This window comes from Pseudomonas sp. UBA3153 (genome assembly GCF_002364635.1).
In the GTDB taxonomy this organism is placed as follows: domain Bacteria; phylum Pseudomonadota; class Gammaproteobacteria; order Pseudomonadales; family Pseudomonadaceae; genus Pseudomonas_O; species Pseudomonas_O kuykendallii.
Map to the genome: position 1 here is coordinate 36,653 of NZ_DEYR01000061.1, position 25,547 is coordinate 62,199.

19 protein-coding genes are annotated in these 25,547 nt (G+C 67.3%); 6 read left to right on the forward strand and 13 right to left on the reverse strand.

Translation table 11 applies throughout. The features are described 5' to 3' along the window. Positions 1 to 41 precede the first annotated feature (41 nt). The gene (locus B2X67_RS14070; RefSeq protein WP_286785881.1) at positions 42 to 836 is read left to right on the forward strand and encodes a hypothetical protein; all 795 of its coding nucleotides are present in this window, start codon (positions 42 to 44) and stop codon (positions 834 to 836) included. Positions 837 to 1,060: 224 nt separating this feature from the next. After that, the gene (locus B2X67_RS14075; RefSeq protein ID WP_286785882.1) at positions 1,061 to 1,582 is read left to right on the forward strand and encodes a hypothetical protein; all 522 of its coding nucleotides are present in this window, start codon (positions 1,061 to 1,063) and stop codon (positions 1,580 to 1,582) included. Between the two features lie 67 nt (positions 1,583 to 1,649). Here the strand turns inward: B2X67_RS14075 and B2X67_RS14080 are convergent, their stop codons facing one another. From B2X67_RS14080 to B2X67_RS14105, 6 genes are all read right to left on the reverse strand, one after another. Further along, positions 1,650 to 2,075 carry an HPF/RaiA family ribosome-associated protein gene (locus B2X67_RS14080; RefSeq protein ID WP_282339923.1) on the reverse strand — a complete coding sequence of 142 codons (426 nt, stop codon included), beginning with the start codon at positions 2,073 to 2,075 and terminating at the stop codon, positions 1,650 to 1,652. Between the two features lie 244 nt (positions 2,076 to 2,319). After that, positions 2,320 to 2,922 carry a nitroreductase family protein gene (locus B2X67_RS14085; protein WP_286785883.1) on the reverse strand — a complete coding sequence of 201 codons (603 nt, stop codon included), beginning with the start codon at positions 2,920 to 2,922 and terminating at the stop codon, positions 2,320 to 2,322. 116 nt (positions 2,923 to 3,038) lie between these two features. Then, positions 3,039 to 3,938, reverse strand: a complete 900-nt coding sequence (locus B2X67_RS14090) for a CHAD domain-containing protein (protein WP_286785884.1) — start codon at positions 3,936 to 3,938, stop codon at positions 3,039 to 3,041. 99 nt (positions 3,939 to 4,037) lie between these two features. Beyond that, positions 4,038 to 5,357: an NTP/NDP exchange transporter gene (locus B2X67_RS14095; protein ID WP_286785885.1), complete on the reverse strand. Its 1,320-nt coding sequence runs from the start codon at positions 5,355 to 5,357 to the stop codon at positions 4,038 to 4,040. 145 nt (positions 5,358 to 5,502) lie between these two features. Continuing rightward, positions 5,503 to 6,423: an aldo/keto reductase gene (locus tag B2X67_RS14100; RefSeq protein ID WP_286785886.1), complete on the reverse strand. Its 921-nt coding sequence runs from the start codon at positions 6,421 to 6,423 to the stop codon at positions 5,503 to 5,505. Positions 6,424 to 6,558: 135 nt separating this feature from the next. Continuing rightward, positions 6,559 to 8,487, reverse strand: coding sequence for a RecQ family ATP-dependent DNA helicase (locus B2X67_RS14105; protein WP_286785887.1), 1,929 nt, complete (start codon positions 8,485 to 8,487; stop codon positions 6,559 to 6,561). A 150-nt stretch (positions 8,488 to 8,637) separates the two neighbouring features. On the opposite strand from B2X67_RS14105, the gene B2X67_RS14110 reads away from it, so the two are divergent. Then, a complete protein-coding gene (locus B2X67_RS14110; RefSeq protein WP_286785888.1) occupies positions 8,638 to 9,309 on the forward strand; it encodes a nitroreductase in 672 nt (223 codons plus the stop codon). 49 nt (positions 9,310 to 9,358) lie between these two features. Here the strand turns inward: B2X67_RS14110 and B2X67_RS14115 are convergent, their stop codons facing one another. Both B2X67_RS14115 and hslO read right to left on the reverse strand, forming a co-directional pair. After that, positions 9,359 to 10,900 (reverse strand): phosphoenolpyruvate carboxykinase, encoded by a 1,542-nt coding sequence (locus B2X67_RS14115; protein ID WP_286785889.1) that lies wholly within the window; start codon positions 10,898 to 10,900, stop codon positions 9,359 to 9,361. A gap of 490 nt (positions 10,901 to 11,390) precedes the next feature. Next, complete coding sequence (gene hslO / locus B2X67_RS14120) at positions 11,391 to 12,278, reverse strand: Hsp33 family molecular chaperone HslO (RefSeq protein WP_286785890.1); 888 nt, start codon at positions 12,276 to 12,278, stop codon at positions 11,391 to 11,393. A gap of 146 nt (positions 12,279 to 12,424) precedes the next feature. On the opposite strand from hslO, the gene B2X67_RS14125 reads away from it, so the two are divergent. Then, entirely contained in the window at positions 12,425 to 13,213 is a 789-nt protein-coding gene (locus B2X67_RS14125) for a phosphatase PAP2 family protein (RefSeq protein WP_090224914.1), read from the forward strand. Positions 13,214 to 13,219: 6 nt separating this feature from the next. Here B2X67_RS14125 and hslR read toward each other — a convergent pair whose 3' ends face one another. Further along, the gene (hslR, locus tag B2X67_RS14130; protein WP_090224912.1) at positions 13,220 to 13,612 is read right to left on the reverse strand and encodes a ribosome-associated heat shock protein Hsp15; all 393 of its coding nucleotides are present in this window, start codon (positions 13,610 to 13,612) and stop codon (positions 13,220 to 13,222) included. 165 nt (positions 13,613 to 13,777) lie between these two features. Here hslR and B2X67_RS14135 point away from each other — a divergent pair, with 165 nt between their 5' ends. Then, positions 13,778 to 14,212 (forward strand): ATP-dependent zinc protease, encoded by a 435-nt coding sequence (locus B2X67_RS14135; RefSeq protein ID WP_175534296.1) that lies wholly within the window; start codon positions 13,778 to 13,780, stop codon positions 14,210 to 14,212. Further along, on the forward strand, positions 14,209 to 15,114 hold the full coding sequence (gene rimK / locus B2X67_RS14140; RefSeq protein ID WP_090224909.1) for a 30S ribosomal protein S6--L-glutamate ligase: 906 nt from the start codon (positions 14,209 to 14,211) through the stop codon (positions 15,112 to 15,114). The genes B2X67_RS14135 and rimK overlap by 4 nt, the downstream gene beginning before the upstream one ends. A gap of 28 nt (positions 15,115 to 15,142) precedes the next feature. Here rimK and B2X67_RS14145 read toward each other — a convergent pair whose 3' ends face one another. Genes B2X67_RS14145 through B2X67_RS14160 form a run of 4 tightly spaced genes read right to left on the reverse strand, consistent with a single transcriptional unit; the run spans position 15,143 to position 25,499 of the window. Then, the gene (locus B2X67_RS14145) at positions 15,143 to 15,613 is read right to left on the reverse strand and encodes a chemotaxis protein CheW (protein WP_090224907.1); all 471 of its coding nucleotides are present in this window, start codon (positions 15,611 to 15,613) and stop codon (positions 15,143 to 15,145) included. A 43-nt stretch (positions 15,614 to 15,656) separates the two neighbouring features. Continuing rightward, complete coding sequence (locus tag B2X67_RS14150) at positions 15,657 to 16,679, reverse strand: chemotaxis protein CheB (protein ID WP_286785891.1); 1,023 nt, start codon at positions 16,677 to 16,679, stop codon at positions 15,657 to 15,659. Further along, the gene (locus tag B2X67_RS14155) at positions 16,672 to 24,612 is read right to left on the reverse strand and encodes an Hpt domain-containing protein (protein ID WP_286785892.1); all 7,941 of its coding nucleotides are present in this window, start codon (positions 24,610 to 24,612) and stop codon (positions 16,672 to 16,674) included. Before B2X67_RS14155 ends, B2X67_RS14150 begins: the two co-directional genes overlap by 8 nt. 11 nt (positions 24,613 to 24,623) lie before the next feature. Continuing rightward, positions 24,624 to 25,499 (reverse strand): protein-glutamate O-methyltransferase, encoded by an 876-nt coding sequence (locus tag B2X67_RS14160; protein WP_282339928.1) that lies wholly within the window; start codon positions 25,497 to 25,499, stop codon positions 24,624 to 24,626. Between the last annotated feature and the right edge of the window lie 48 nt (positions 25,500 to 25,547).

The following is a 25,547-nucleotide window of genomic DNA, read 5'->3' on the forward strand; positions in this document are numbered from 1 at the left end:
CTGGACGGCCCGACGACCGCTCCCGCGGATGAGTGGCAGGAATGGAAACGGGCACGGTCGAAGCCGGTCAGCAGCGCACTATTTTTCAAATCCGCCGTTCTGATAAGTCGTATCAAGACGATGAATATCGCCTCCTACGCCGCCCACGACCTGAGTTGCAGCATCGCGAAGGGCCGTTTTGTCGCACCGCGAACCTGCAGCGAGCGCTCTGCACTAGCCGTTTCGGCAATCTGGTACTACGCTGCGCGCTATCGGTACCGGCGACGAAACACAATAAGGATGCCCCCAGCCGGCATAACCGGATTCACGCTGTAAGGAATCATCCAATGGACGCCATTCCCCTTGCGTTAGCGACTTGGGCACTGCTGATTTTCGTGGCATTGGTGATGTGGAGGCAGTTGCTGGTGCCGCTCAATCCCCGCGCCATGGTGCTGACCACCAACTTCCCCCTGGTTTCCCAATACGGCGCCCGCCGTTCCGCCGCCGGCACCAAGGGTTTCACCCTCTATCTCTGCAATTTCGGCGAGCAGCCGGAGACGGTGCAGGACCTGATGCTGCGCAATCAGCGGCATGACCGTTTGCGCCTGGGCGAGATCAGGATCGACGCCGACGACATTCCGACGTTGATCGACCCGCAGCAGCCAATCTGCCTGAGGATGCTCGCCATCGTGCCGATCGACTGCCCGTGGGAAGCGATCGGCGAGGATTTCGACGGGATCGAGGCCGAACTGGACGATGGCAGCGTGCTCCGCCTGCCCAATTCCGAAGTGCAACGCATCAAGTCGATCGCCCGCCTGCTCCCGCACCGCCACGCCTCGGCATTCAGCATCGGCTGACGGGGGCCGGCGGCCGCTGGCGCCCCTTCGAATCGGCCGGCACCCATGCCGGCCGCGGATGTTTTCTACGTGCACCACTGACTTGATCTGCGTACTGGCCATTTGCCAAGCCCGTCTATATCCTGCGCGCCGAAATGTCCCACACAGGCTCACCCGGCGCTCACCGACAGGTTCTTCGCAGCCTGCACAAAGCCGAGTTCGTCCGCTCAGGAAGGTTCGTCCAGATGACCCAGACGTCGATCACGATTTTGATTTTCGTCCTGTCGGCAGGCGCTGCGTGGGCGCTCCGGTACGTCTCGCAGCTCCGCCGGGAGCAGCCTATCCTGATCACCACGCAGTTACCCGCCCAGGGCGGGCGCGTCGACACGGCCGGCGCCAACCTGCGCGCTCCGGGGCCGGGCTTCATCCTCTACCTGTGCAACTTCCGTGGTCGCCAGCGTACCGTCAGCGCACTGCTGTTTCGCTACGACCAGGGCCGCCAGCTGCAACTGGGCGCGTTGACCCTGAGCGGCGGGGATCTGGGTGTGGCGATGAACAGCGGGCCGATCACCTTGCAGGGCCGGGCCATCCACCCGTTCGCCTGCCCCTGGTCGGCGATCAATGCGGGCTTCATCGGCATCGAGGTGGAACTGGCGAATGGTGCCACCTATTGCCTGGCCGACAACGAGGTGGCGCGGCTGAAAGCCATCGCCGAGCAACGCCAGGCGCCGCTCGCGCCGTTCATGCAGCCGCTGCCGGCGCGCTGACCGGCCAGAACGAAAGCGCCCGCCTTTCGGGGCGGGCGCACGTCGCAGCAGGAAGGCCGAGCGCAAGTCAGTCCTTGCCGAGCGCTTCCTGTTTGGCGAGGAATTCCTCCTGCAACAGCGCGTCGGTAACCTGCCCGGACTCTTCCTCCAGAAGCGGATCGGCCAGATGCCCGGTGGAGACCGACTTGGCATCGAGGCGGCCCATCAAATGTTCGAGCGCATGGCGCATCTTTTCCGCGGCGCCATCCACCGCCTGGTTCATGGATTCGGATTTGTGGGTCACGGAAAGCGGCTGGTGGCCCTTCGGACGCACTTCGATCTGGCAACGCTTGTCGTCGGCGCCGGCCTTCTTGGCGTTCTCATCGCTGAGGTGGACTTCGACGCGGGTAAGGAAATCCTCGAATCGGTCGAGTCGCCCCAACACGGCTGCGCTGACCCAATCCTGAACGGAAGCACTCGCTACGATCTGATTGCTGTTCACTTGAACCTGCATGAAATTTCCTCGTTTCTTGTGTACTTCTCTTTTCGAGGCTCGCGGGAGCGTCGAGGTTCACCCCGATCATGCTCTGCCGGACGGGAAATCGTAAGAAGCCATGAGCGCCGCAAACGGACGGATTCGCGCCATCGACGAAAAAGGCGCGCCCGGGGCGCGCCTTTTCGCAGTGCAGGTCGACGAGAAGCCGCTCCGGCTGGCGATTCGCCTTTCCACGCGGCAAGACCGGCGCGCAGGGGATCGTCTAGAAGTGGTTACGCAGCACCACCTCGTCGAACGGCAGCTTGCCGATGCGCGGCTTGGGTTCGATGGTCTGTTTGCCGATGGCGACCATCAGGCCGATCACGTGGTTGGCCGGCAGACGGATCAGCTTGGCCACGGCGTCGAAGTCGAAGCCGTCCATCGGGCAGGAGTCGAGGCCCTTGCCGCGCGCGGCGAGCATCAGCGTCTGCGCCATGAGCCCGCAGCTGCGCATGGTTTCGTCGCGCTGCACCTGCGGCTTGTCACGGTAGTAGGCGTCGATGGCGCCGGCCATGTAGTCCTGCACTTCCGGCGGCGCGCCTTCCCAGACGCGCTTCACGTTCTTCTCCCAGCTGTCGACCTGGGCGCAGACCACCACCAGCATCGAGGCATCGGTCATTTGCGCCTGGCCCCAGCCGGCTTCGCGGATCTGCGCGCGCAGGGCGACATCGCTGACTTCCACCAGGCGGACGTGCTGCAGGTTGAACGCCGAAGGGGCGAACAGCGCAAGGCGCAGCAGGTCGTTCTTCTCCTCCGCGCTGAGGACGAAGGCCGGATCGTAGCCCTTGACGGCGCGGCGGGTGGTGATCGCTTCTTCTATGTGCATATGGACTCCGGAACGAACGAGAACGGGCGCTCATGCTAGGCAGCGGCGCGCCGGCAATCCACCGTCTTTTGCCGATGGAAAGCATCGAGCGACCCGATAATTCAGACCTGATGCAGCTAGGCAGACTTGGGTGCCTTGCTGGCGATCTTCCAGTAGCTCGACCACAGCTCTGCGAGCCCCTCGGGCTTCTCGGCGTAGAGCCGCGCGCCAAGCTCCAGGGCCTCGTCGAACAATTGCCGGCGGCGCGCCTCGACAGCGAGGGCGATGGTCTTGCGCGTATTGGGCGCGCCGAACAGCGCCGGCTGTTCCTCGAGCAACAGGTGCAACACTGCCAGGTCGTGATCGTCGCCCAGGTAGCCGGCGAGGGTTTCCAGGCTCTTCTGCCGGGCCTTGAGCAGCGCCGGCCAGGCATCGCGCAGCAGGCGCGTCTGATACCAGTGATCCTTGACCCGCTTGCGCCATTCGTGGAGCAGTTCGTCGCTGCGCTTCTGCTGCACCGCCTTCATCGCCCGGCGCCCCTCCTGGCAGGTACGCAGCACCCCGGCCTTGAACAGCGCGAAGCCCTGCGCGCGCAGCGGCCAGTCGGCCACCGCTTCGCTCGCCGCCCCGAGGCTGGCGAGCAGCTCGGCATGGGCCTGCGGCTGATCCGGCGCGATATCCGCCACCCGAGCCTGCAACCGCGCCCGCACGCGCTTCATCGCCGCGCTGGAGAAACGCCGGGGGTCCTCGGCGACCAGCGCATCCCAGCATTCGACCATCGCCGTGGCATCGCGCAGGCTCGACAGCTGCTGGCCGATGTCGCGGAACTGGCGGTTGTGGCGGGTGAAGAGCTTCTTGCCGAGCGGCTTGTGCACCAGGCGCAACAGCGCGCGGAGTTCCTTGAGCCGCTTGCGCGCATCGTGCACGCCGCTGGGCGTGCCGCTGTCCAGCGCGGCGACGGCCTCGGCGATACGTTCCCTGGCGACCCGCCGCACCTCGTCGTCGGCGTGGCGTCGGGCATGGATTCGAAACGACATGATTCCCCCGTGAGTTCGCTGCGCGGTGGCACGCTGCGAGCGAGCGTATCCGCGCGGCGCGGGAGGCGGTAGCCGGCCACGGCAATCTTCATCAAACCGTCACATTCGACCTGCAGGCCTCTGGCGCGGCGGCTTGCGTGCGTCGAGATCGGCTCTTTCGCCGAGGTACCAGCCGAGCGCGCCCCATAGCGCCGCGCACACGGCGCCGACCAGCGCCACCAGCACCGCGCCCTGGCCGAGCAGATCGAGCAGGCTCTTGGCCCAGCCGCTGATGGCGTCGCCGCCGCGGTAAACCACCGTGTCGATGAAGTTCTTAGCCTTGTACTTGCTCTGCGCGTCCAGCGGCGCGAAGAGCATTTCCCGGCCGGGGCGGACGAAGGCGTACTCGCCTATGCGCCGCACGATCATCAGCCCGGCGAGCATGGCGAAGGTCGGCGCCAGCGCCAGGCCGACGAAGCCGAGGCAGAGCAGCGCCGGCACCAGCGTCAGCAGCGCGCGCATGCCGAAGCGCTGGGCGACGCGGCCGGTGACGAACACCTGGGCGAGCAGCGCGCCGGCCTGCACGACGAAGTCGATCAGGCCGAACACGCGGACCTGCTCGTGGCGATCGGGAAACAGCTCGGCGACCAGTCGCGCCTGCTCGAAATAGAGAAAGGTGCTCACCGTGGCGAGCAGGATGACGAACCCCGAGACCCCGAGCAGATAGCGCGAACGGATTACCCGCAGCATGCCGCTGAACGGATTCCCGGCCACCGGCCGCCGCGGGCTTTCCGCCGCCTGCGCACCCGGGCGCCCGGCCCCGCCACGCTCGCGCCAGGTCATCAGGTAGTGCTTGAGCAGCAGCGCCGCGCCCAGCAGCAGGGCGGACAGCAGCGCCAGCCCGGCCTGGCCGAGCATGTCCACCAGCAACGCGGCAAGCGCCGGGCCGACCAGCCCGCCGACACTGGCACCGGCGGCGATGAAAGCGAACAGGCGCCTGGCCTGCGGCGAATCGAACACGTCGGCCATCAGGCTCCAGGCCACCGAGACGACGAACAGGTTGTAGACCGATATCCACACGTAGAACGCCCGCGCCATCCACACGCTGTCGCTGTGCGCGGCGAACAGCGCGGCGAAGGCCAGCAGGTTGAGGCAGAAGAAGCCGTAGACCCAGTCGATGAAATGACTGCGCGGAACGCGCGAGTTGAGCCAGGCGAACGCAGGCACGGCGATCAGCATCACCACGAAGGTGGCGGAGAACAGCCATTGCAGGTTGTCCACACCGCCCTGGATACCCATCGCCTCGCGGATCGGGCGCAGCATGAAGTAGCCGCTGAACAGGCAGAAGAACAGGCCGAAGCCGGCCAGCGCCGGCAGCAGTTCGCCGGGACGGGCGTTGATGGCAGTGGACAGCCGCCGCGTCAGGGGATGGTCGGACATGGAGATTCCCGTGTTGTCGAGGCCCCGTGCGCCATGGGCTTCGGGCCATAGGCCGGGGCGGCCTGGGCGTTACGCCCGCGTCACGGTGAACGATGGCGCGCCGGGCGGATGGTCGGCCAGCGCGCAACGGCGGCAGCAAACCGCATCAGGCGAACTCGGCGGCGATCTGCTCGCGCTGCCGGGCATCCGGCAGGCGGCCCTGACCGGCAAGCAGGTTGTCGGCCATGTAGCGCGGGTTGGAAGTGGCGGGGATCACGGCGGTCACCGCCGGGTCGGCGAGCACGAACTTGAGCATCAGCTGCGCCCAGGAACCGACCCTCAGCTCGGCGACCGCCCAGCCCGGCAGCGCCTTGCCCTTGACCCGCGCGAACAGCTGGCCGGCGCCGTAGGTGCGGTTGATCAGTGTGGCAATACCATGCTCGGCGCAGAACGGCAGCAGCCGCTTCTCGGCATTGCGCGCGGCCACCGAATAGTTGAACTGGACGAAGTCGACCTTTTCCTTCTGCAGCACTGCGATCAGGTCGTCATGGGCCGATTCGACGTAGTGGGTGATGCCGATGTAGCGAATCCGCCCCTGCTCCTTCAGCTCGCGCAGCAGGCCCAGCTGGGTGACGGTGTCCTGCAGGTTGTGCACCTGGATCAGGTCGATCTTCTCGGTTTGCAGCGCCTTGAAGCTGGCCTCGATCTGGCGCTGTCCGGCCTCGCGACCGGTGGACGAGACCTTGGTGGCGAGGAATACCTTGTCGCGCGCACCGACGCGTTTCACCAGTTCACCGGTCACCGCCTCGGCATCGCCGTAGCTGGGCGCGGTATCGATCAGCCGCGCACCGCCCTCGACGAAGGTCTTCATCACCTCCAGCAGCCCGCTCATCTCGCCGGAGGCGGGATCGACGTTGAAGGTCCGCGAGGTGCCCAGGCCGATCACCGGCAGGCGCTCCCCGGAAGACGGGATACTGCGCATCATCAGCTCATCGGCGGCGAAGGCCGAGGCCGGCAGCAGCGGCGCGAGGCCGGCCATGGCAGCGAGAAGGGATGACCGTTGGACGAACTGGCGACGCGTGGGCATGAGCAGCCTCCGGGCATATTGCGAGGGAAGGCCTCCCGAGGAAGGCGCACGGTAGGCCCTTGAGTATGGCCGCCTGCCGTTCGCTTCGCGGCGCCGTAACGGGCGCTTTTGTTTCAGGAATTGACCGCAAGGCGCTCAGACATGCGCTTCGGCCCAGTTCCGCACCCGCGCATAGGGGTATTCGTCCAGCGCAGCGAAGCCGCCGATGCCCTTCGCCTTGAGCTTGGTGAACAGCGGCGCGCCGATGCCGCAGAGAAAGCGGGTCAGCGTCTCGCTGCTCGGCGCCTTGCCCTTGAGCGCCTCGTAGCGCTGGATGAACGCGCCGCACAGCGCGTGGAAATCCCTGCCCTGCAGCGGCGGCAGCGCCGGCGATTCCGGCAGCCGCGCGACCCGTCCCCGGCATACCGAGCAGTGCCCGCACTGCTGCGGCGCCTGCGCGTCGCCGAAATACGCGGCCAGGCGCTGGCTCAGGCAGCGATCGCTGGCGAACAGTTCGAGCATGGCGTGGATGCGGGCAATCTCGCTGGTTTCCTGCTGGCGGAAATAGTCATGCAGTTCGCCGCTGAGCCGATCGATGGCGAACTCGCTGCGCAGCCGTTCGTAGACTTCGGTCATCTGTTTGCTCTCCAGCTCGATCCAGCCACGCTCCTGGAACCAGTCCAGTGCCTTGACCACCCGTCCGCGCTCGGCGCGGTGCTGGTTGTAGAGCGTCTCGAAATCCACCGTGCACCAGGTCCGCGCGCGAGCCGAACTGTGCACGATGGCCTCGACGAACTGGCGGCGCTCGCCGTCGAACTTCTCCAGCAGGGCATCCGGCTCGATCAGGTATTTGAAGCGGTACTCGGCGAAATAGGCGTAGCGCGGGGCGATGATGCCGCGCAGTTCCAGCTGCACCAGCAACGTCTTCAGCGGCAGTGGGCGGATGTTGCTCTGCTCGCTCAGCGCGCCCAGCATCAGCTCCCACTGGCCGCCTTCGGCCTGGCGGATTTCCTCGAGCACCTCGCGGATGCCGTCGAGTTCCGGGGTGTCGCCGTAGACGAAGTTCTCCAGCACACTGAGGCTGTCGCGATTCGCCAGCACCAGGCAATCCGAAGGGTGCCCGTCGCGGCCGGCGCGGCCGATCTCCTGGCTATAGTTCTCGATCGATTTCGGCAGGTCGAAGTGCACCACGTTGCGGATGTCGCTCTTGTCGATGCCCATGCCGAAGGCGATGGTGGCCACGATGCAGTTGATCCGCCCGTCCATGAACTGCCGCTGGATCGCCTCGCGCACATCAAACGGCATGCCGGCGTGGTAGGCGCTGGCCGGTACGCCGCTGGCGCCGAGGTGAGCGGCGACCTGCTCGGCGGTTTTCTGCTGGGTGACGTAGACGATTGCCGGCTCGCCGGCCTTGGCGCCGAGCCAGTCGACCAGCCGGCGCAGCTTGTCGCGCCCGGCCACCGGTTCCACCAGCAGGTTGAGATTGGCCCGGTAGAAGCCGGTGGTGATCACGTCGCCCGCGGCGATGGCGAACTTGGCCTGCATGTCGGCGATCACCGGCGGCGTCGCCGTGGCGGTCAGCAGCAGCACCTGGGGAATGCCGAACTGGCGCGCGTAGTCCGGCAACTTGAGGTAGTCGGGGCGAAAGTTGTGGCCCCACTCGGAGATGCAGTGCGCCTCGTCCACCACCAGCAGCGAGATCGGCACCTGGCCGATGAAGTGGCGGAAGCGCTCGTTCTTCAGCCGCTCCACCGAGATCATCAGGATCTTCAGCTCGCCGGACTTTGCCCGCGCCATCACCGCGCTGGCGTCCTCGCGGCTCTGCGCCGAGTCGATGCTGGCGGCGGCGATCCCGTGGCGGTGAAGGAACGCCAGTTGGTCCTGCATCAGCGCCAGCAAGGGCGAGACGACCAGCGTCAGGTTGGGCAGCTGCAATGCCGGCAGTTGGTAGCACAGCGATTTGCCGGAACCCGTGGGAAAGATCGCCGCCGCCGAACGGCCGTCGATCACCGCGCGGATGGCGGCCTCCTGGCCCGGACGGAAACCGTCGTAGCCAAAGATGTCGGCGAGGGTCTGTTCGATCATGGCTTACCTCGGTAGATCGGCCGGCGCGGAAACGGCGCACGGCGCAGGGCAGCCGGCACGGTAGCAGAGCCTCGTCCCGCGCGGGTCATCCGCCGCTGCAAAGCCGCGTGGCCGCAGCCACTATGAGGGTTCATCCACCGGAGCAACGCCATGAACGTCAGCGACGCCATCCGCCAGCGCAGCTCGATACGCGCCTTCACCCCCACCGAGGTGCCCGAAGCGCTGCTGCGCGAGCTTCTCGACGTGGCGCGTCATGCGCCGTCCGGCGGCAACCTGCAGCCATGGAAGGTCATCGCCGTCGCCGGCGACGAACGCCGCGCAGTGATCGACGCGGTGGGCGCCGCGCTGCAGGCCAACCCGCAGGGCGAGGTCGGCGAGCGACGGGGCTACCCGGACCCGCTCTGGTCGCCCTATCGCGAGCGCCGTTACGAGGTCGGCGAGGCGCTCTACGCGACCCTCGGCATCGCCCGCGACGACAAGCCCGCGCGCTACCGTCAGTTCGCCCGCAACCTGGAATTCTTCGGCGCGCCAGTCGGGCTGTTCTTCGTCATCGACGCGCGCATGGGGCACGGCCAGTGGGCGCACCTGGGAATGTTCATGCAGACCCTGGCCCTCGCCGCGCAGGAGCGCGGGCTGTCCACCTGCATGCAGGAGTACTGGGCGCAGGGGCGCGAGACGCTGAAACGCCACTTCGCGCTGCCCGAGCAGGAGATGATCTATTGCGCCATGGCGCTGGGCTACGCCGACCCGGACGCCCCGGTGAACGCCCTGCGCGCCAGCCGGATCGCCGTGGAAGCGTTCGCCGAATTCCGCGGTTTCTAAGCCAACGAAAAAGGCCGCCCGAAGGCGGCCTTTCCTGACGCGGAACCGCTTACAGCTGCAGGCCGGCGGCCTTGATCGCCTCGGAAACGTCGAACTTCTTGAAGTTCTCGATGAACAGGCTGGCCAGCCCCTTCGCCGCTTCGTCGTAGGCGTTCTGGTCTTCCCAGGTGTTGCGCGGGTTGAGCAGCTGAGTCTCGACGCCCGGCACGGCCTTCGGCACGCGCAGGTTGATGATCGGCAGTTGCTCGGTCTCGGCGCCGATCAGCGCGCCGCTCTGGATCGCCGCGATCACGCCACGGGTGGTCGGGATGTTGAAGCGCTTGCCGACCCCGTAGCCGCCGCCGGTCCAGCCGGTGTTGACCAGGTAGACCTTGGAGCCGAACGCGCGGATGCGCTTGATCAGCAGCTCGGCGTAGACGCCGGCCGGACGCGGGAAGAACGGCGCGCCGAAGCAGGTGGAGAAGGTCGACTTGATGCCGGCGCCCGAGCCCATCTCGGTGGAGCCGACCAGCGCGGTGTAACCGGAGAGGAAGTGGTACGCCGCCTGCTCTTCGTCGAGGATCGACACGGGCGGCAGCACGCCGGTCAGGTCGCAGGTGAGGAAGATCACCGCGTTCGGCTCGCCGCCGAGGTTCTGCTGCGAGCGCTTCTCGACGTATTCCAGCGGGTAGGCCGCACGGCTGTTCTGGGTCAGGCTGTCGTCGCTGTAATCGGGCACGCGCTTGTCGTCGAGCACGACGTTTTCCAGCACGGTGCCGAACTGGATGGCCTTCCAGATCACCGGCTCGTTCTTCTCGGACAGGTCGATGCACTTGGCGTAGCAGCCGCCCTCGATGTTGAACACCACGCCGGTGCCCCAGCCGTGCTCGTCGTCGCCGATCAGGTAGCGGCTTTCGTCGGCCGAGAGGGTGGTCTTGCCGGTGCCGGACAGGCCGAAGAACAGCGTCACGTCGCCTTCCTCGCCGATGTTGGCGGCGCAGTGCATCGGCAGCACGTCGGCGGCCGGCAGCAGGAAGTTCTGCACGCTGAACATGGCTTTCTTCATCTCGCCGGCGTAACGCATGCCGGCGATCAGGACTTTCTTCTGCGCGAAGTTGAGGATCACGCAGCCGTCGGAGTTGGTGCCGTCACGCTCGGGCACGCACTCGAAGTTGGCGACGTTCAGGACCTGCCACTCGTCCTTGCCGGACGGGTTGTACTCGGCGGGTTCGATGAACAGCTGACGACCGAAGAGGTTCTGCCAGGCCGTGGCAGTGGTCATCTTGACCGGCAGGTAGTGGGTCTCGGCCGAGCCTACGTGGACATGCGAAACGAAGCTGTCCTGGGCGTCGGAGAAGGCCTGCACGCGGTCCCACAGGGCATCGAACTTGTCGGCCGGGAACTTGCGGTTGATCGCGCCCCAGCCGATGTCGGCGGTGGTACTGGGCTCGTCCACGATGAAGCGGTCGGCCGGCGAGCGACCGGTGCGGTGCCCGGTTCTCACCACCAGCGCGCCATTGGCGGCCAACTCGCCTTCGCCGCGGCGAATGGCTTCTTCGACCAGCTGCGACGTGCTGATGTCGGTGTAAACGGCTTGTATGGCTTGGTTCATGGCGTCCTCGTTGGTCTCAGCCGGATGCTTCCTAACGATCTGTAGTGAACTCTTTGCCCGGCTACAGCATGAGAAAAGTGTGCCGGATTATGCCAGAGGATGTGCTGCAAGTGCGAGGCGGCGGCGCAGAGCCAGAAACGACGGGGGTCGCGGTGGCAGACCATGGTCTTCCCTGGATTCGTGTTGGCGTCCGTATCGCGCCCAGAGGCAGCAACCTCGTCGGAGTCGTCACCGGTTCTGGGGGCAGTTCAAAGGTCTAGCCTGGTGCAGTCCTGCTTCGCCCTGGCGTGGTTCGCGAGCCCGGCGGGCGCGCGTGATTGGCGAGCGAAGCGGTAGCAACGACGCGTATAGAGTCCCGTCGGCTGCCGTTAGTTTCCGGATTCGCCAGCAAAACGGCACTACGGACGACAGCGCCACCTTTATGGCACCCGCCCTACCCGCTTGTCCAGATGCCAGGCATCGGGCGGGGCTCAGGCGGTGCCCCCGCCGATCAGTGGCGGGTCGAGGAAGGTGCGCCACTGCCGCCACCGGCGAACAGCTGGGCGACGTCGGTCTTGTCGAAGCGGTAGCGCTGGTTGCAGAACTGGCAGTCGATCTCCACCGAGCCGCCGTGTTCTTCGAGCAGCCGTTCCGCGTCCTGCTGGCCGAGGCTGACCAGCGCATTGGCGGAACGCTGACGGTTGCAGCTGCAGCGGAATTCCAGACCCAGCGGATCGAACAGGCGCACCGCCTCCTCGTGATACAGCCGGTGCAGCACGGTGAGGTTGTCCAGGCCAAGCAGTTCCTCGGCGGTGAGGGTGTCCGCCAGCGTGGTCAGGTGCCGCCAGTTCGCGGCGCGGGCCTCGGCGTCCTTCAACCGATCCGGCGGCAGCGCCTGGAGCAGCAGGCCACGCGAGCGCCGACCATCGGCGTACAGCCAGAAACGTGTCGGCAACTGTTCGGAATTGGCGAAGTAGTTGGTCAGGCAGGCGGACAGATTGATCCCGTCCAGGGCGACGATGCCCTGGTAGCGCTGGCCGGCGCGCGGGTCGATGGTCACCGTCAGCATGCCCTCGGGCATCAGCTCGGCGAGCCCGGCGCCGTCGGCGATCTGCTCGGCGTGGTAGCGCGCGATGCCGCGCACCTGGCGCTCGCTGGAGCACTCCACCATGAGCAGCGGCACGCCGCCGGAGGAGCGCGCCTGCAGCACCAGCAGGCCGTCGAATTTCAGCGTGCCGACCAGCAGCGCCGCGGCCGCCAGCAGCTCGCCGAGCAACTGGGCGACTGGTTCGGGATAGGGGTGCTTGGCGAGGACGTGCTGGTAGCTGTCGCCGAGAGTGACGAGCTCGCCGCGCACGTCGGTGTCGTCGAAGATGAAGCGCTGAGTGAAGTCGGACATGGCGTCGCTCGCAGGTTAGGGACGGCAAAGGGCGTCGATTCTAGGCGCAAAGCGGGGGCGATCCAAGATTCCGACCGGGCGGCTTGGCGCGGCCTGAGCGCGGGTCTACCATCTCGCCCGGGTTTTATCTTAGGGAAGATGACCGAATGACCACGTTACTGCGCGCCTCCTGGCGCATGCGGCCGCTGCTGCTTTGCCATCTATTCGCCGCCCTGCTGCTGGCCAGCTGGGTGTGGGAACCGACCCGCCTGTTGTGGGACCACTTCGACGACCAGTTATTCCGCCTGCTCAACACGCCATTGGCGGACGGCGGCTGGTGGGCGAAGACCTGGGCGATTGGCAGCCTGCGGCCGATGGACGTCGCCGCCGGGCTGATCATGCTGAGTTTCCTGCTGCACCGCGGCTGGGTGTTCCCCGGCAACGAAGTGCGCCGTGCGCTGTTCGCCTTCGTCGCGATCCTGCTCCTGCTGTTGCTGGTGCGCACCGGATTCACCGCACTGGCCAAGCTGCTGGACTGGCAGCACGCCAGCCCGTCGCTGGTGATCGACGGCGCCGTGCGCCTGAGCGAGCTGTTCCCGGACTGGGACCGCTGGGAGCTCAAGGACGCATCCGAACGCAGCTTCCCCGGCGACCACGCCTCGGTGCTGCTGCTCTGGGCGCTGTTCCTCAGCTTCTTCGCCCGCGGCTGGCGGCTGCTGGTGATCTGGGGCCTGGCCACGCTGTTCATGCTGCCGCGCCTGGTCGCCGGCGCGCACTGGGGCTCGGACGACTTCGTCGGCGGCCTGTTCCTCAGCCTGCTGGCCATCGCCTGGGGTTGCTGCACGCCCTACGCGAGCCACTGCAGCCATGCCCTGGAACGCCTCACCGCGCCGCTGTTCGCCCTGCTCGCGCGCCTGCCGATGATCGGCCGGATGGCGCTGGTCCGCGGCGACTGAAGTACCTCAGTGGCTGTCGCGGAAGGTGAACAGCTGACGACGCTGCTTCTTGCTCGGCCGGCCGTCGGTGGTGACACCCAGACTGCCGGCCTTGCGCTGCGCCGCGGCCTGTTCGCGGCGCTCGACGCTCTCGGCGGTTTCCTCGTAGAGGGTCTGCGCCTCGGGTGCGCCGCGGCGCACCACCGATAGCGCCAGAATGCGCACCGTGCGCTCGTCGAAGCCGGTGCGCAGGGTCAGTTCCTCGCCTATCTTCGGCTCCTTGCTCGGTTTGCAGCGCTCGCCGCGGCAGTGCACCTTGCCGCCTTCGATGGCCGCCTTGGCCAGCGCGCGGGTCTTGTAGAAGCGGGCCGCCCAGAGCCACTTGTCCAGGCGCACTTTGTCGTCGTCTTTCTCGCTCATGCGGGTTCCGATTGTGTAGGGTGCGTTCATCGCACCATGAAATGTCCCCTGCGGTAAACCACCGGTAAGCCCGCTGCGTGCAGTTGTCATGCGGGCTCACTAGAATGCCGCCTTCCTGAGAGGGAGCCGCCTTTGGATAGCCCCGAAGCCTTTTGCGTGACCGGCCTGCGCGAGTGGATCGCCCTGCCCGACCTGGGTGTCGTCGGCCTGCGCGCGAAGATCGACACCGGCGCCAGCACCTCCGCGCTGCATGCCACCGAGATCAGCGAGTTCGAGCGCGACGGAGAACGCTGGGTACGCTTCAACGCGCACATCGGCACGCTGGTGCAGCGGCGCCACCGCTGCGAAGCGCCGATTGTGACGCGCAAGACGATCAAGAGCTCCAATGGCCAGGCCCAGGCCCGTTACGTGATCCGCACCCTGCTCGCGCTGGGTGAACGGGCATGGCCGGTGGAATTCACCCTGACCTGCAGGAAAACCATGCGATATCGCGTGCTGTTGGGATCGAAAGCGCTGGTCGACGGTCGATTGCTGGTCAATCCCGCGCACGCCTACCTGCTCAACAAACCCCAGATACTCACTTCTCCCGGTGCCCAATGAAGATCGCCGTGCTGTCGCGCAATCCGCGCCTGTATTCGACCCGACGACTGGTGGAGGCCGGCCAGGCGCGCGGTCACGAGATGCAGGTGATCGACACCCTGCGCGCCTACATGAACATCGCCAGCCACAAGCCGCAGATCCACTACCGCGGCGGCCCGTTGGAAGGCTTCGACGCGGTGATCCCGCGGATCGGCGCCTCGGTGACCTTCTACGGCTGCGCGGTGCTGCGCCAGTTCGAGATGATGGGCGTGTTCCCGCTCAACGAGTCGGTGGCGATCAGCCGCTCGCGGGACAAGCTGCGCTCGCTGCAACTGCTCTCGCGCAAGGGCATCGGCCTGCCGGTCACCGGCTTCGCCCACTCACCGGACGACGTGCCGGACCTGATCCGCATGGTCAACGGCGCGCCTCTGGTGATCAAGGTGCTGGAAGGCACCCAAGGCATCGGCGTGGTGCTCTGCGAGACGGAGAAGGCGGCGGAATCGGTGATCGAGGCGTTCATGGGCCTGAAGCAGGACATCATGGTGCAGGAGTACATCAAGGAGGCCGGCGGTGCCGACATCCGCTGCTTCGTGGTCGGCGACAAGGTGATCGCCTCGATGAAGCGTCAGGCCGCTCCCGGCGAATTCCGCTCCAACCTGCACCGCGGCGGCACCGCCAGCCTGATCAAGATCACCCCGGAGGAGCGCATGACGGCGATCCGAGCGGCCAAGGTGATGGGGCTCTCGGTGGCCGGCGTCGACATCCTGCGCTCGAACCACGGCCCGCTGGTGATGGAGGTGAACTCCTCACCGGGCCTGGAAGGCATCGAAGTGACCACCGGCAAGGATGTCGCCGGGCTGGTCATCGAGTACCTGGAAAAGAATGCCGAGCACGGCCTGACCCGCACCCGCGGCAAGGGCTAGGAAGCCGCGAGCACAACGCTCGCTACCCTCAGATCAAGCCGGCATCCGCGAGCTTCTGCTCCAACCCGGCGAGATCGGGAATCCTCGCCAGGTCGTCGCCCAGCTCGACCACGTCCAGCTCCAGCGGCGCCAGCGGCGCGTCGGCCCGACGCAGGCTGGCATCAAGCTTCAGCGAGCGGGGAATGCCCTGGATCAACAGCGCGATGAATTTCACGTGGGAGCGCCCGCCGATGGCGTTGAGCACGGCGACGCGCGCGCCCGGAACCACCTTCGCCTCGCCCCCGGACGCCGCCTCGAAGGACAGCAGCGGCAGACGCAGGTCGCGCCAGGCGATCTGCCCCAGCAGCCAGGCCGGCATGCCGGCCTGGGTCTGCGGGGCGCGATAGGTGATGAGTTCGGCCAGCGCCACGTTGGGCACCAGCAGGGTGCGGTCGGTCAGCGGCAGCAGCAGTCCGGTGACGCTCGCGGCGCCGTTCTGTTCAATGACGGCCTGGCTCATCGCGACGGGCTCCGGTAATACGGGGTGAAGGGCTGGGCGGACATCAGTTCAGGGCCTCGGCAAGGCGCGCCACCAGGGCTCCGGCCAGCTCGCGGGGATCGCCGGTGAGGCTGCTGTAACCGGCTTCGCGCAGGCTGTCCGGCATGCTCGGGCAGGCGCAGGTGTCGGCGCGTTGCGTCCAGATTTCCGCGCCCTGGCGGCGCACGTAGGCCGCCGCGGCGCTGCCGTCGCTGCCCATGCCGCTGAAGGCGATGACGCCGCAATGGCGACCGAACTGCTGGGCCAGGTTGAGCATCATCTGATCGATCGACGGCGCGTAGGGCTCGGGCCAGCTCTGGGTCGAGACCTGCATGAGGCTGTCTTCGTCGAAGCGCAGCTCGTTGCCGATCGGCACCACCACGACTTCACCGCAGCGCACGCTGTCGCCGGGGCGCACCGGGTTGACGTGCCACTGGCTGTGCCGGCCGACCGCCTGCGGCAAGCGCGACTCGAACGCGGCGTCGATGTGCTGGGCGTAGAGGAAACCCACTGGCAGGCCACCCGGCAAGGCGTCGAGAAACGCCTTCACCGCCGCCGGACCGCCCAGCGAGGCGGCCAGCAGCCATACCTGGCGCGCCGGTTCGCCGGCCTGCAACGGGCTCTGCGCCAGCGCCTGCGGCAGGTCCACGCGCGGCGGGCGCTGCGCCTCGGAAAGCAGCGCATCGAGGCTCGGGCCGACCGCCTGCGCCGGGTCGCCGATCAGCCGCTTGAGCTTGCCGAACAGGCTGCGCTCCCAGCGCGGGTAATGTTCCGAATGCCGTTCGGGAGCATGCCCCTCGCCGAACAGTACCGGCGCGTTGGTGCGCTCGAGGAGGCTGTCGAGCAGCGCGGAATCCTCCGACTGCTGCGCCAGGTCGACCAGCCAGAGGTCGGTTTCGCAGGCATCCAGCGCGGCATCGTCGAGGCGCGCCGGGTCGCTGTTCAGCACTACCTGATAACCGTTGCCGGCCAGCGCATGCTGCAGCACGTGACGCTGCAGCGAGGTGTCGGCGATGACGGCGATACGCGCCGCCGCTTTCTCACTCATGGGATTTGACCAGTTGCTGGATGCACTCGAGCAGGAGCGATTCCTGATAGGGCTTGCCCAGGTATTCGTTGACGCCGATGGCCATCGCCCGCTCGCGGTGTTTTTCACCGGTACGCGAGGTGATCATGATGATCGGCAGGTCCTTCAGGCGTTCGTCGTGGCGCACCAGCGTGGCCACCTCGAAGCCGTCCATGCGCGGCATCTCGATGTCCAGCAGCATGATGTCCGGCTTCTGCTCCTGCAGTTGGGCGATGGCATCGACGCCGTCCTTGGCGGTCAGCACGTTCATGCCGTTGCGCTCGAGCAGGCGGCTGGTGACCTTGCGCACGGTGACCGAGTCGTCCACCACCATCACCAGCGCCGGCCGTTCGCTTTCCACTTCGCCGCCGAGCGGGCCGCTGCCGTGCGGTAACAGGTGCGTCTGGCGCGCCTGCAGCGCGCGGATGGTCGCCAGCAGGTCGAGAATCACCACCACGCGGCCGTCGCCGAGGATGGTCGCGCCGGAAATTCCCGGCACGCCGGCGAACTGCGGGCCGAGGCCCTTTACCACGATCTCCCGCGAACCGGCCAGGCTGTCCACCTGCACCGCCACCGAATACTCTGCCGAACGCACCAGGATCACCGGCAGCGGCAGGCTCTGGCCGATCAGCTTGGGCTGCTGGCCGTTGCTCAGCAGGTCGCCGAGGTAGCGCAGCTCGTAAGGCTGGCCGGCGTATTCGAAGCGCGGCGCATCGGGCGCGTAATAGGCTTCCAGCTCGTACGGCGAGACCCGCACGATGCCCTCGATGGTGTTCAGCGGGATGGCGTAGAGGTCCTCGCCGGAATAGACCATCAGCGCGCGGTTCACCGACACGGTGAACGGCAGGCGGATCTGGAAGCGCGTGCCCTCGCCTGGCGTCGAGTCGATGCTCATCGAACCGCCGAGCTGCTTGACCTCCGAATGCACCACGTCCATGCCGACGCCACGCCCGGAAATCTGCGTGACTTTCTCCGCGGTGGAGAAACCGGCCTCGAGGATGAACTGCAGCACGTCGTGATCGGAGATTTCCGAGGTCTCGCTCATCAGCCCACGCTCGATGGCCTTGCGGCGCACCGCTTCGAGGCGGATGCCGGCACCGTCGTCGGCCAGGGTGAGGAGGATGTCGCCCCCCTCGCGGCCGAGGTTGAGGCGAATCGTGCCCTGCGCCGGCTTGCCGGCCGCCTGACGGCGCTCGGCGCTCTCGATGCCGTGGTCGACGGCGTTGCGCAGCATGTGTTCGAGCGGCGCGACGATGCGTTCGAGCACGCTGCGGTCCATCTCGCCCTCGGCGTTGCCGACGACGAACTCGACCTGCTTGCCCAGCTCACCGGCGACCTGCCGGACGATCCGTCGTAGCCGCGGCACCAGGCGATCGAACGGCACCATGCGCGTGCGCATCAAGCCTTCCTGCAGCTCGGTGTTGACCCGCGCCTGCTGCAGCAGCAGGGTTTCCGCGTCGCGGTTGCGCGCGGCCAGGGTTTCCTTGAGGTCGAGCAGGTCGGAGGCGGACTCGAACAGCGCGCGCGACAGCTGCTGCAACTGCGAGTGGCGGTCCATCTCCAGCGGGTCGAAATCCTCGTAGCCGGCGCGTTCGGCCTCGGCCTGGTAGCGGCTGAGGATCTGCGCCTGGGTTTCGGTGTCCAGCCGACGCAACTGGTCGCGCACCCGCTCGATGGTCGCTTCCATCTCGCCGAGGGTGAAACCGACGTCGCTCACCTGCTGTTCGACGCGCCCGCGGAAGATGGAGGTTTCCCCGGCCAGGTTGACCAGCCCTTCGAGCAGTTCGGCCGGCACCTTGACCAGCTCCTGCGGGCCGCGCCGCGCGTTGTCCTGCTGCGCGGCTTCTTGGGCACGGCGGACGAACGGCAGCACGCGGTTCTCCCTGGTCGCGCCTGAGGCCTGGCTGGCCGCCACGATGGGCGCGTCCAGCACCAGCGCGCCGCCGGGCTCGGTCGATGCCTGCCCGGCCGCCTCGTCGCTCTGCGCCAGACGCCGGCGCAGCCCGTCGACCTCCTTCTGCAACCCCTCGAAACCCGACTGCACATCCAGCACCAGGCTCTGCGGCCAGGGCGCGCCCTGCAGCAGGGCCTCGCCGAGGCGCTGCTCCAGGGCGTGGGTCAGATTACCGAGGGTCATCTGGCCTGCCAGGCGCGCGCCGCCCTTAAGGGTATGCAGCACGCGGAGCATCTCATCGATCGGCTCGCTGTCGTTGGGCTTGTCTTCCCAGCTACCAAGCGCGGCTTCCAGGGCTTCCAGCAGCTCGTCGGCCTCTTCGAGGAAGATGTCGAGGATTTCCGCCTCGGCGCCCTCGTCCTCCTCGACAGGGCTCGGGGCCGGCTGCAAGTGCACGCTGGTGGGCACACTGAGCTGCTCGTCGGGATTGGCGCGCCATCGGCGGATCGCCTCGATGAGGTCGCCGCCGCCCGGCACGGCCGAGCGCTCGCGCACCGCTTCGAGCATGTCGGCAAGGCGGTCGTGGCAGGCCTGGAGCAGCCCGAACAGCGGCTGGCTGGCACGCAGGCGTCCGCCGCAGAGGCCTTCGTAGAGAAATTCCAGTTCGTGCGCGAGGTCGCCGATCTCGCGAATCTCAGCCATCCGCGCGCCACCCTTGAGGGTGTGCAGGTCGCGCTGCAGGGCCTCCAGATCGACGCTGTTGTCGACATCGCCCATCCAACGCTGCAAGGCGGCGCCGGCGCTGTCGATGATGTCGAAACCTTCCTCGAGGAAGATGTCCACCAGTTCGTAGTCGCGTTCGTCCTCGACCACCACCGGCTTCGGGGTCGGCGCGGACGCCGGGGTGTCCTCCGGTGCCGCTTCGAAGACCAGCGGTTCGTCGGTGTCCGCTTCGGGCTCGACGCTGTGCGCGGCATCCTCGGCCGGCTCCGACGACACTTCCGATGGCGGAAGCTGATGCGCGTGGGCCATCGCCGCGCCGCTGGAGCGGAAATCGCGGACGATGCTGATCAGGGTATCGGCCGCCGCCAGCGGCTGGTTCGCCTTCAACTGGTCGAGCAGGATGGCCAGGCAGTCATGGCTGCGGCGCAACAGTGCGACCAGCTCGGCGCTGACCCCGTAACGGCGGTCGAGCAGCCCTTCGTAGAGGCTTTCGAGTTCATGGGCGAGTTCGCCGATCGGATTGATCTCGGCCATCTGCGCGCCACCGCGCAGGGTGTGCAGGTCGCGATGCAGGGATGACAGCACCAGATGGTTTTCCGGGTCGTTGACCCAGCGCTGCAGGGCCTGGCCCGAGCTGTCGAGGATATCCACGGCTTCCTCGAGGAAGATGTCGACCATTTCCTCGTCCAGCGAGCTGACGCGCGCCTGCACGGCCGGCAGGTCGTGACTCATGCGCTGCTCGACCGCCTCCTCGGCAACCGTCTCGCCGTCGGGCTCGCCCCAGCCCTGCGCATCCTGCGCGGCGGCCTCCTCGCCCTGTTCCACGAGCGCGGACGGCAGTTCGCCAGGAACCTGCTCGACCTCATCGAGCAGGGCGCGCAACGCTTGCACGCGCTCCGGCTGAGCGGTTACCTGCTGGCCGGCGGCGACCTGATCCATCATTCCGACGAGCGCCTCGTGGGACAAGTCGACTTCCCGGAAGAACGCCGGGCTGACCGTGCGGCGGCCGTCCTGCACCGCGCTGTAGGTGTCCAGCAGCGCCTGGCACAGCTCGTCGATCTGCGGCAGCTCGGCCATCCGCGCGCCGCGCCCGAGCGTGCTCAGTTCCTCGCGCAGCGCGCCCAGCTCCTGCCGTTCGGCGGGGTGTTCGTGCCAGCGATCGAGCAGGTCCGAGGCGTCCAGCAGGATGTCCATGCCTTCGGCGAGGAACAGCGCGATCATCTGCGGATCGCGGACGCTGCCCGCCTCGCCGCTACGCGCGCTCTGCGCGGCCTCCAGGCGTTCGCTCAGGAGCTTCTGCACACGGGAGATGAGCGCATCGGCGCCCTCGATCGGGCGGAACGGATGCGTCTCCAGCTGCGCCAGGCCCTCGCGGAACAGCGCCTCGGCATCACGCAGCAGTTCGGTCTCGGCCAGATCCAGGGGAATCAGGTTGGCCTTGAGCTCCTTGACCATGCGCTCCAGCGGCGCGGCGATTTCCGCCATCGGCAGGATGCCGGCCATGTGCGAGCTGCCCTTGAGGGTATGCAGCGCGCGTTGCAGTTCGTCGTTGACCGGCCGCGGGAGCTCCTCCGCGCAGGCGGCGAGAAACTTCCTCAGGGTATCCAGATGAGCGTCCGCCTCGTTGCGGAAGATCTCCAGCAACTGCGGGTCCAGGCCTTCCTCGGCTTCTTCAGTGGCATCCTGCGAAGTTGCCGCCGTGGTTACGGCCGCGGACGTGGCGACGCTGTCCGGGCCGTCACTAAAACGCGGTGGTGTCTGCCCCCTCGCCAGTGCGTGGGCGATTGCCGCGAGCTGATCGACGTCGTCGCGCTGGCGCTGCGCCCTGGCGGCGAACTCCTCGACCAGTTCGGGCATCAGCGAGACCACGCCGAGGATCACCTGCTGCACCGGCTCATCAGGTTCGATGGTCCTGTCCAGCACGCGGTTGAGCAGGTTCTCGATCGACCAGGCGAGTTCGCCGATAACCAGCGCACGGACCATCCGGCCACTGCCCTTGAGCGTGTGGAAAGCACGGCGCAGCTCGGTGAGCGCCGCCTTGTCGGCGAGGTCGGCCTGCCATTTCGGCAGGTACTCGGCGATGGTTTCCATGACTTCGCCGGCTTCTTCGATGAAGACTTCCAGCAGTTCCTCGTCCATCGGTTCTTCGTCGGCGGGCGGCGGCAGCAGACTCGGCGGCACTTCGCGCGCCGGCGGGTTTATCGCCTGGCTCGGCGCGGCCATGACGTCGGCCATCGACAGCGGCTTGTCCTCGACCTGCGGCTCGGCGACCTCGGCGTGTGCCTCGGACAGGCCCGGCAGCTCGACCTCGGGCAGCTCCAGCGCGGCGATGTCGTGCTCGTCGAAGCTCAGACCGCCCTCATCCAACGACTCGAAACTCAGCTCCGGCAGCTCCAGCGTAGTGTCATCCTGAGCACCGGTGACGGCAGGCAACTCGTCGAGCGGCAGGTCGAGGCCGGAGTCGGCGGCGGGCTCTTCGGGCGCGAGCTCGCCAAGGTCCCAGCTGTCGTCCAGGCCCGGCAGCGTGGCCGGTTCGTCCGCAAGCAGTTCAAGACTCACCTCGTCCTGGGCACCGGTGACCGGGGGCAGCTCGTCGAGCGGCAGGTCCAGGCTGAAGTCGGCGACGGGCTCTTCGGGCGTGAGCTCGCCAAGGCCCCAACTGTCGTCCAGGCCCGGCAGCGCGGCGGGCTCGTCCGGTAGCAGCTCCAGGCTCACCTCGTCCTGAGCGCCGGTGACCGGGGGCAGCTCGTCGAGCGGCAGGTCGAGGCTGAAGTCGACGACGGCGGATTCAGCAGCCACGGGTTCGCCGAGATCCCAATGTTCTGCGGGCAGCGCCGGCGCGGCGGGTTCGGCGGCAAGGTCCAGCGGCGGCAGCTCGAAGGTTTCGGTGTCGGCCTGCGGCGCGGGCGAATCCGGCACCGCGTCGAGTTCGCCGGCTGGCTCGTCGCCACCGGTCAACGGCTCGCCGAGGTCCCAGTGATCGGCGTCAGCGAGCGGCAGGTCTGCGCTTTGCACCTCCAGGGTCGGCTGCGCGGTGAGAGGCTCGATCTGCGCGTCCTGCGCGGACAGCGAATCGAGTTCGGCGGCGGGCTCGGGCAGAGGCTCGCCCAGGTCCCAGTGTTCCGTCTCGGCGGGCGTCGGAGCAACGGCATCGACGGGTGATTGTTCGGCCTCTTCGTCGAAATGGGCACGTATCGGAGCGCTCTCCCCGGCCGACGGCGCGGGTTCGGGTTCGTTCTCGACCAGCTCTTCGGCTTCGGCAGCGAGCAGTTCCATATCCTGCAGCGGATCGCTCAGGGCGCTCAGCTCGGGCTCGGGCTCGGGCTCGGGCTCGACGTCAGTCGGCAGCACGCCTGGCGCCTCATCAAGGGCGGCATGCGGTTGCACTTCGTCAAGCGACTCACCCGGCTCGAGCGGCAGCACGTCGATCGGCTCGGAGTGTTCGTCGAGCGGGACGGGCACCAGTAGCGGGGCGCCAGGCTCCACCGCGGGGAGCAGTTCGTCGTCGAGGGCATGATCGGCCTCCTCGGCGATGACCTCGATTTCGTCAAGCGGATCGTCCAGCACCGCCGGCGTCTCCTCGGCCGCCTCCGGAAGCGGGAGAATCGGTGTTCGAGCCAGCGCATAACCGAGGTTGCCGAGGCTCTCCTCGGCGACGTCGAGGATCATGTCGCCCTGGGCGGCGTGATCTTCGGACAGGCGCTCGAGGTAGTATTCGACGCTGGTGATGGCGTCGGCCAGGGTGTCCAGGCTCTGCCAGTTGGGCACCGCCTTGCGCGCCAGCAGTTGTTCCTCGATATAGCGGTTGCAGGCGCGCAGCAGTTCGGCGGCGCGCTCCAGCGGGATCATCGCCAGCCCGCCGCGCACCTGGGTAAGCAGCTCCGGCACGCGGGCCAGGTGCTCGTGGTTCCATTGCGAGGCGATGAACTCGATGATCGCGTCCTTCGCCTGCTCCAGGCCGGTACGCGCTTCCTTGATGACCAACTGGTGGATCTGCGCCACGTCGGTGGTCGGGAGGTGGCGTTCCTCGCCCGCGCCGTCATCGCTCTGCCCGACCATTCCGGCCAGCGTCGCTTCGACGTAGAGCAGCGCGCCGGCGATATCCATCAGCGCCGCGTCGGTCGGCTCGCCGTTGCCCATGGACAATTGATGGACGACGTCGAGCTGATCGAGGATGACCTTGCGCGGCTGGCCGAAGCCGAGCATCGCCAGGGTGTCGGCGATCTGCTTCAGCGGGGCCCGCAGGCCGTCGAGCTCGGCGACGCCGCTGCGGTCGCTGCGGACGAACAGGTCGAGGCTGTCCTTGACCCGCACCAGCTCCTCGCACAGGGCGGCGACCACGGAGCGCATCGCGTCGCGGTCGGGACCGGCCAGGCGCGCTCGCTCTTCGTCGACCAGGTCGCTGTCCGGCAGCGCGTCGTCGAGACGGTAGTGGTCCTTCAGCGCGCGGATGCGCGGCGACTGTACCGGCGCCTTGGCGATATAGAAGAGGAGGTTTTTGGTCAGCTCGTCGGAGGCCGGCTGGTTGATGCCATCGGCGCCCTGCTCGACCAGCCGCTTGAGTTCCTTGTCGACCTGACGCAGCAAGCCACGGACCGAGGTGCCGTTGGCCACGCCGCCATTGGACAGGCCTTCGACCAGGCCCGAGGCGATCTGCCAGAGCGGGCCGAGCGGAGCGCCCTGGCACAACCCTTCGAGGCGCGCGAACACCCGCGCCATGTAGCCGAGGTTGGTCGGCAGGTCCTGGTCGCGCAGCACGCCGACCAGCGCAACCTGCTGCATCTGCCGCAGCTTGCGCAGCAGCGGCAACAACTCGGCGTTGTGCAGGCGCTCGAGGGCATCCGGCGAGACGGCCGGCAGGGCTGCCGAGAGATCGGGCGAGAACAGGCTGGTTTCCGACAGCAGGTTTTCCCCTCGGGCCGCGCGCAGGTCGTTGAGCAGCGGCAACACCACCATCGGCAGGTCGCGCCGCGCGCTCTGCACCCGCTCCAGATAGGTCGGCAGCTGCAGGATCGCCTGCATCAGCACTTCCAGCGCCTCGCGCTGGTTGTTCACCCGGCCTTCCATCAGGGCCTGGGCCAAACGTTCCATTTCCTCGGCAAGGAGCGCCGCGCCGTAGAACTCGACCATCTGCAGGGTGCCCTGCACCTGATGCACATAGGTCAGGCAGAAACTCATGCGCGTGGAATCCTGCGGATTCTCGACGAACGCCTCCAGCGCCTGACGCGCCTGCTTCAGCGTTTCGGCGATTTCGCCCTTGACCCACTCCAGGGCGACATAATCGTGCCGATCACCCATAGCCACTCCAGTCATACGCGTGTGTTACCCCTACGGGTAAAAGCCAGAACCTGCTCGTCGGCCACAGGCACCAGGTCCGGATGCTGCCAACCCGCCACCTCACCGACCCCGACCACCAGCAGGCCGCCCGGTGCGAGGCGCTCGGCCAGCCGGTTGAGGATTTCGCGGCGGCGCCAGCGGCGGAAATAGATCAGCAGGTTCTGACAGAAAATGACGTCCATGCCCGACATCGGCGCCTTGGACAATTCCAGCACATTGAGCCGTGCGCAACAGACGCGATCCGCCAGTTCGGCGGAAATCTCGTAGCGTCCGTCGCCCCGACGGTCGAAGTAGCGCTCGCGACGCTCGTCGTCCATCGGCTCGAGCCGACGTAGGTCGTAGTGGGCCTCGCGCGCCCTGCTCAGAGCGCTGAGGCTTATATCGGTGCCGGTAACGCCAAAATGCTCGGGCCACGGGCTGTCGTGCAGCACCTCGGCGGCGGCGATCGCCAGTGAATACGGCTCCTCGCCCGTCGAACAACCCACGCTCCACAGCGCCCAGGCCGACGGCATGCCCTGCCGCTCGAGCCGCTCGCGCAGGTAGCGGTCGAGCAGATCGAACGACGGCCGATGGCGGAAGAAGCGGGTTTCCTGAATCGTCAGATGATCCAGCAGCTTCGACCACTCCACCGCCCCGCGCGGGCCTTCGACGACCTGACGGTAGTAGCTGGTGTAATCGTCGATACCGAGTTCGCGCATGCGTGCGCTCAGATTGGTTTGCAGGAACACCTGCCGCCCTTCGTTGATCACCAGGCCGGTGCGCGTTTCCAGCAGCGTTCGCCAATCATGGAATTCCGCTGCCGACATCTCCGCCAGGGGTTTCAAGGCCCAGACGCCACTTGGCTGCATACCCTGCCCCTCACTCATGGACCTTCGCCTCCGTCGGCCACCCAGGCG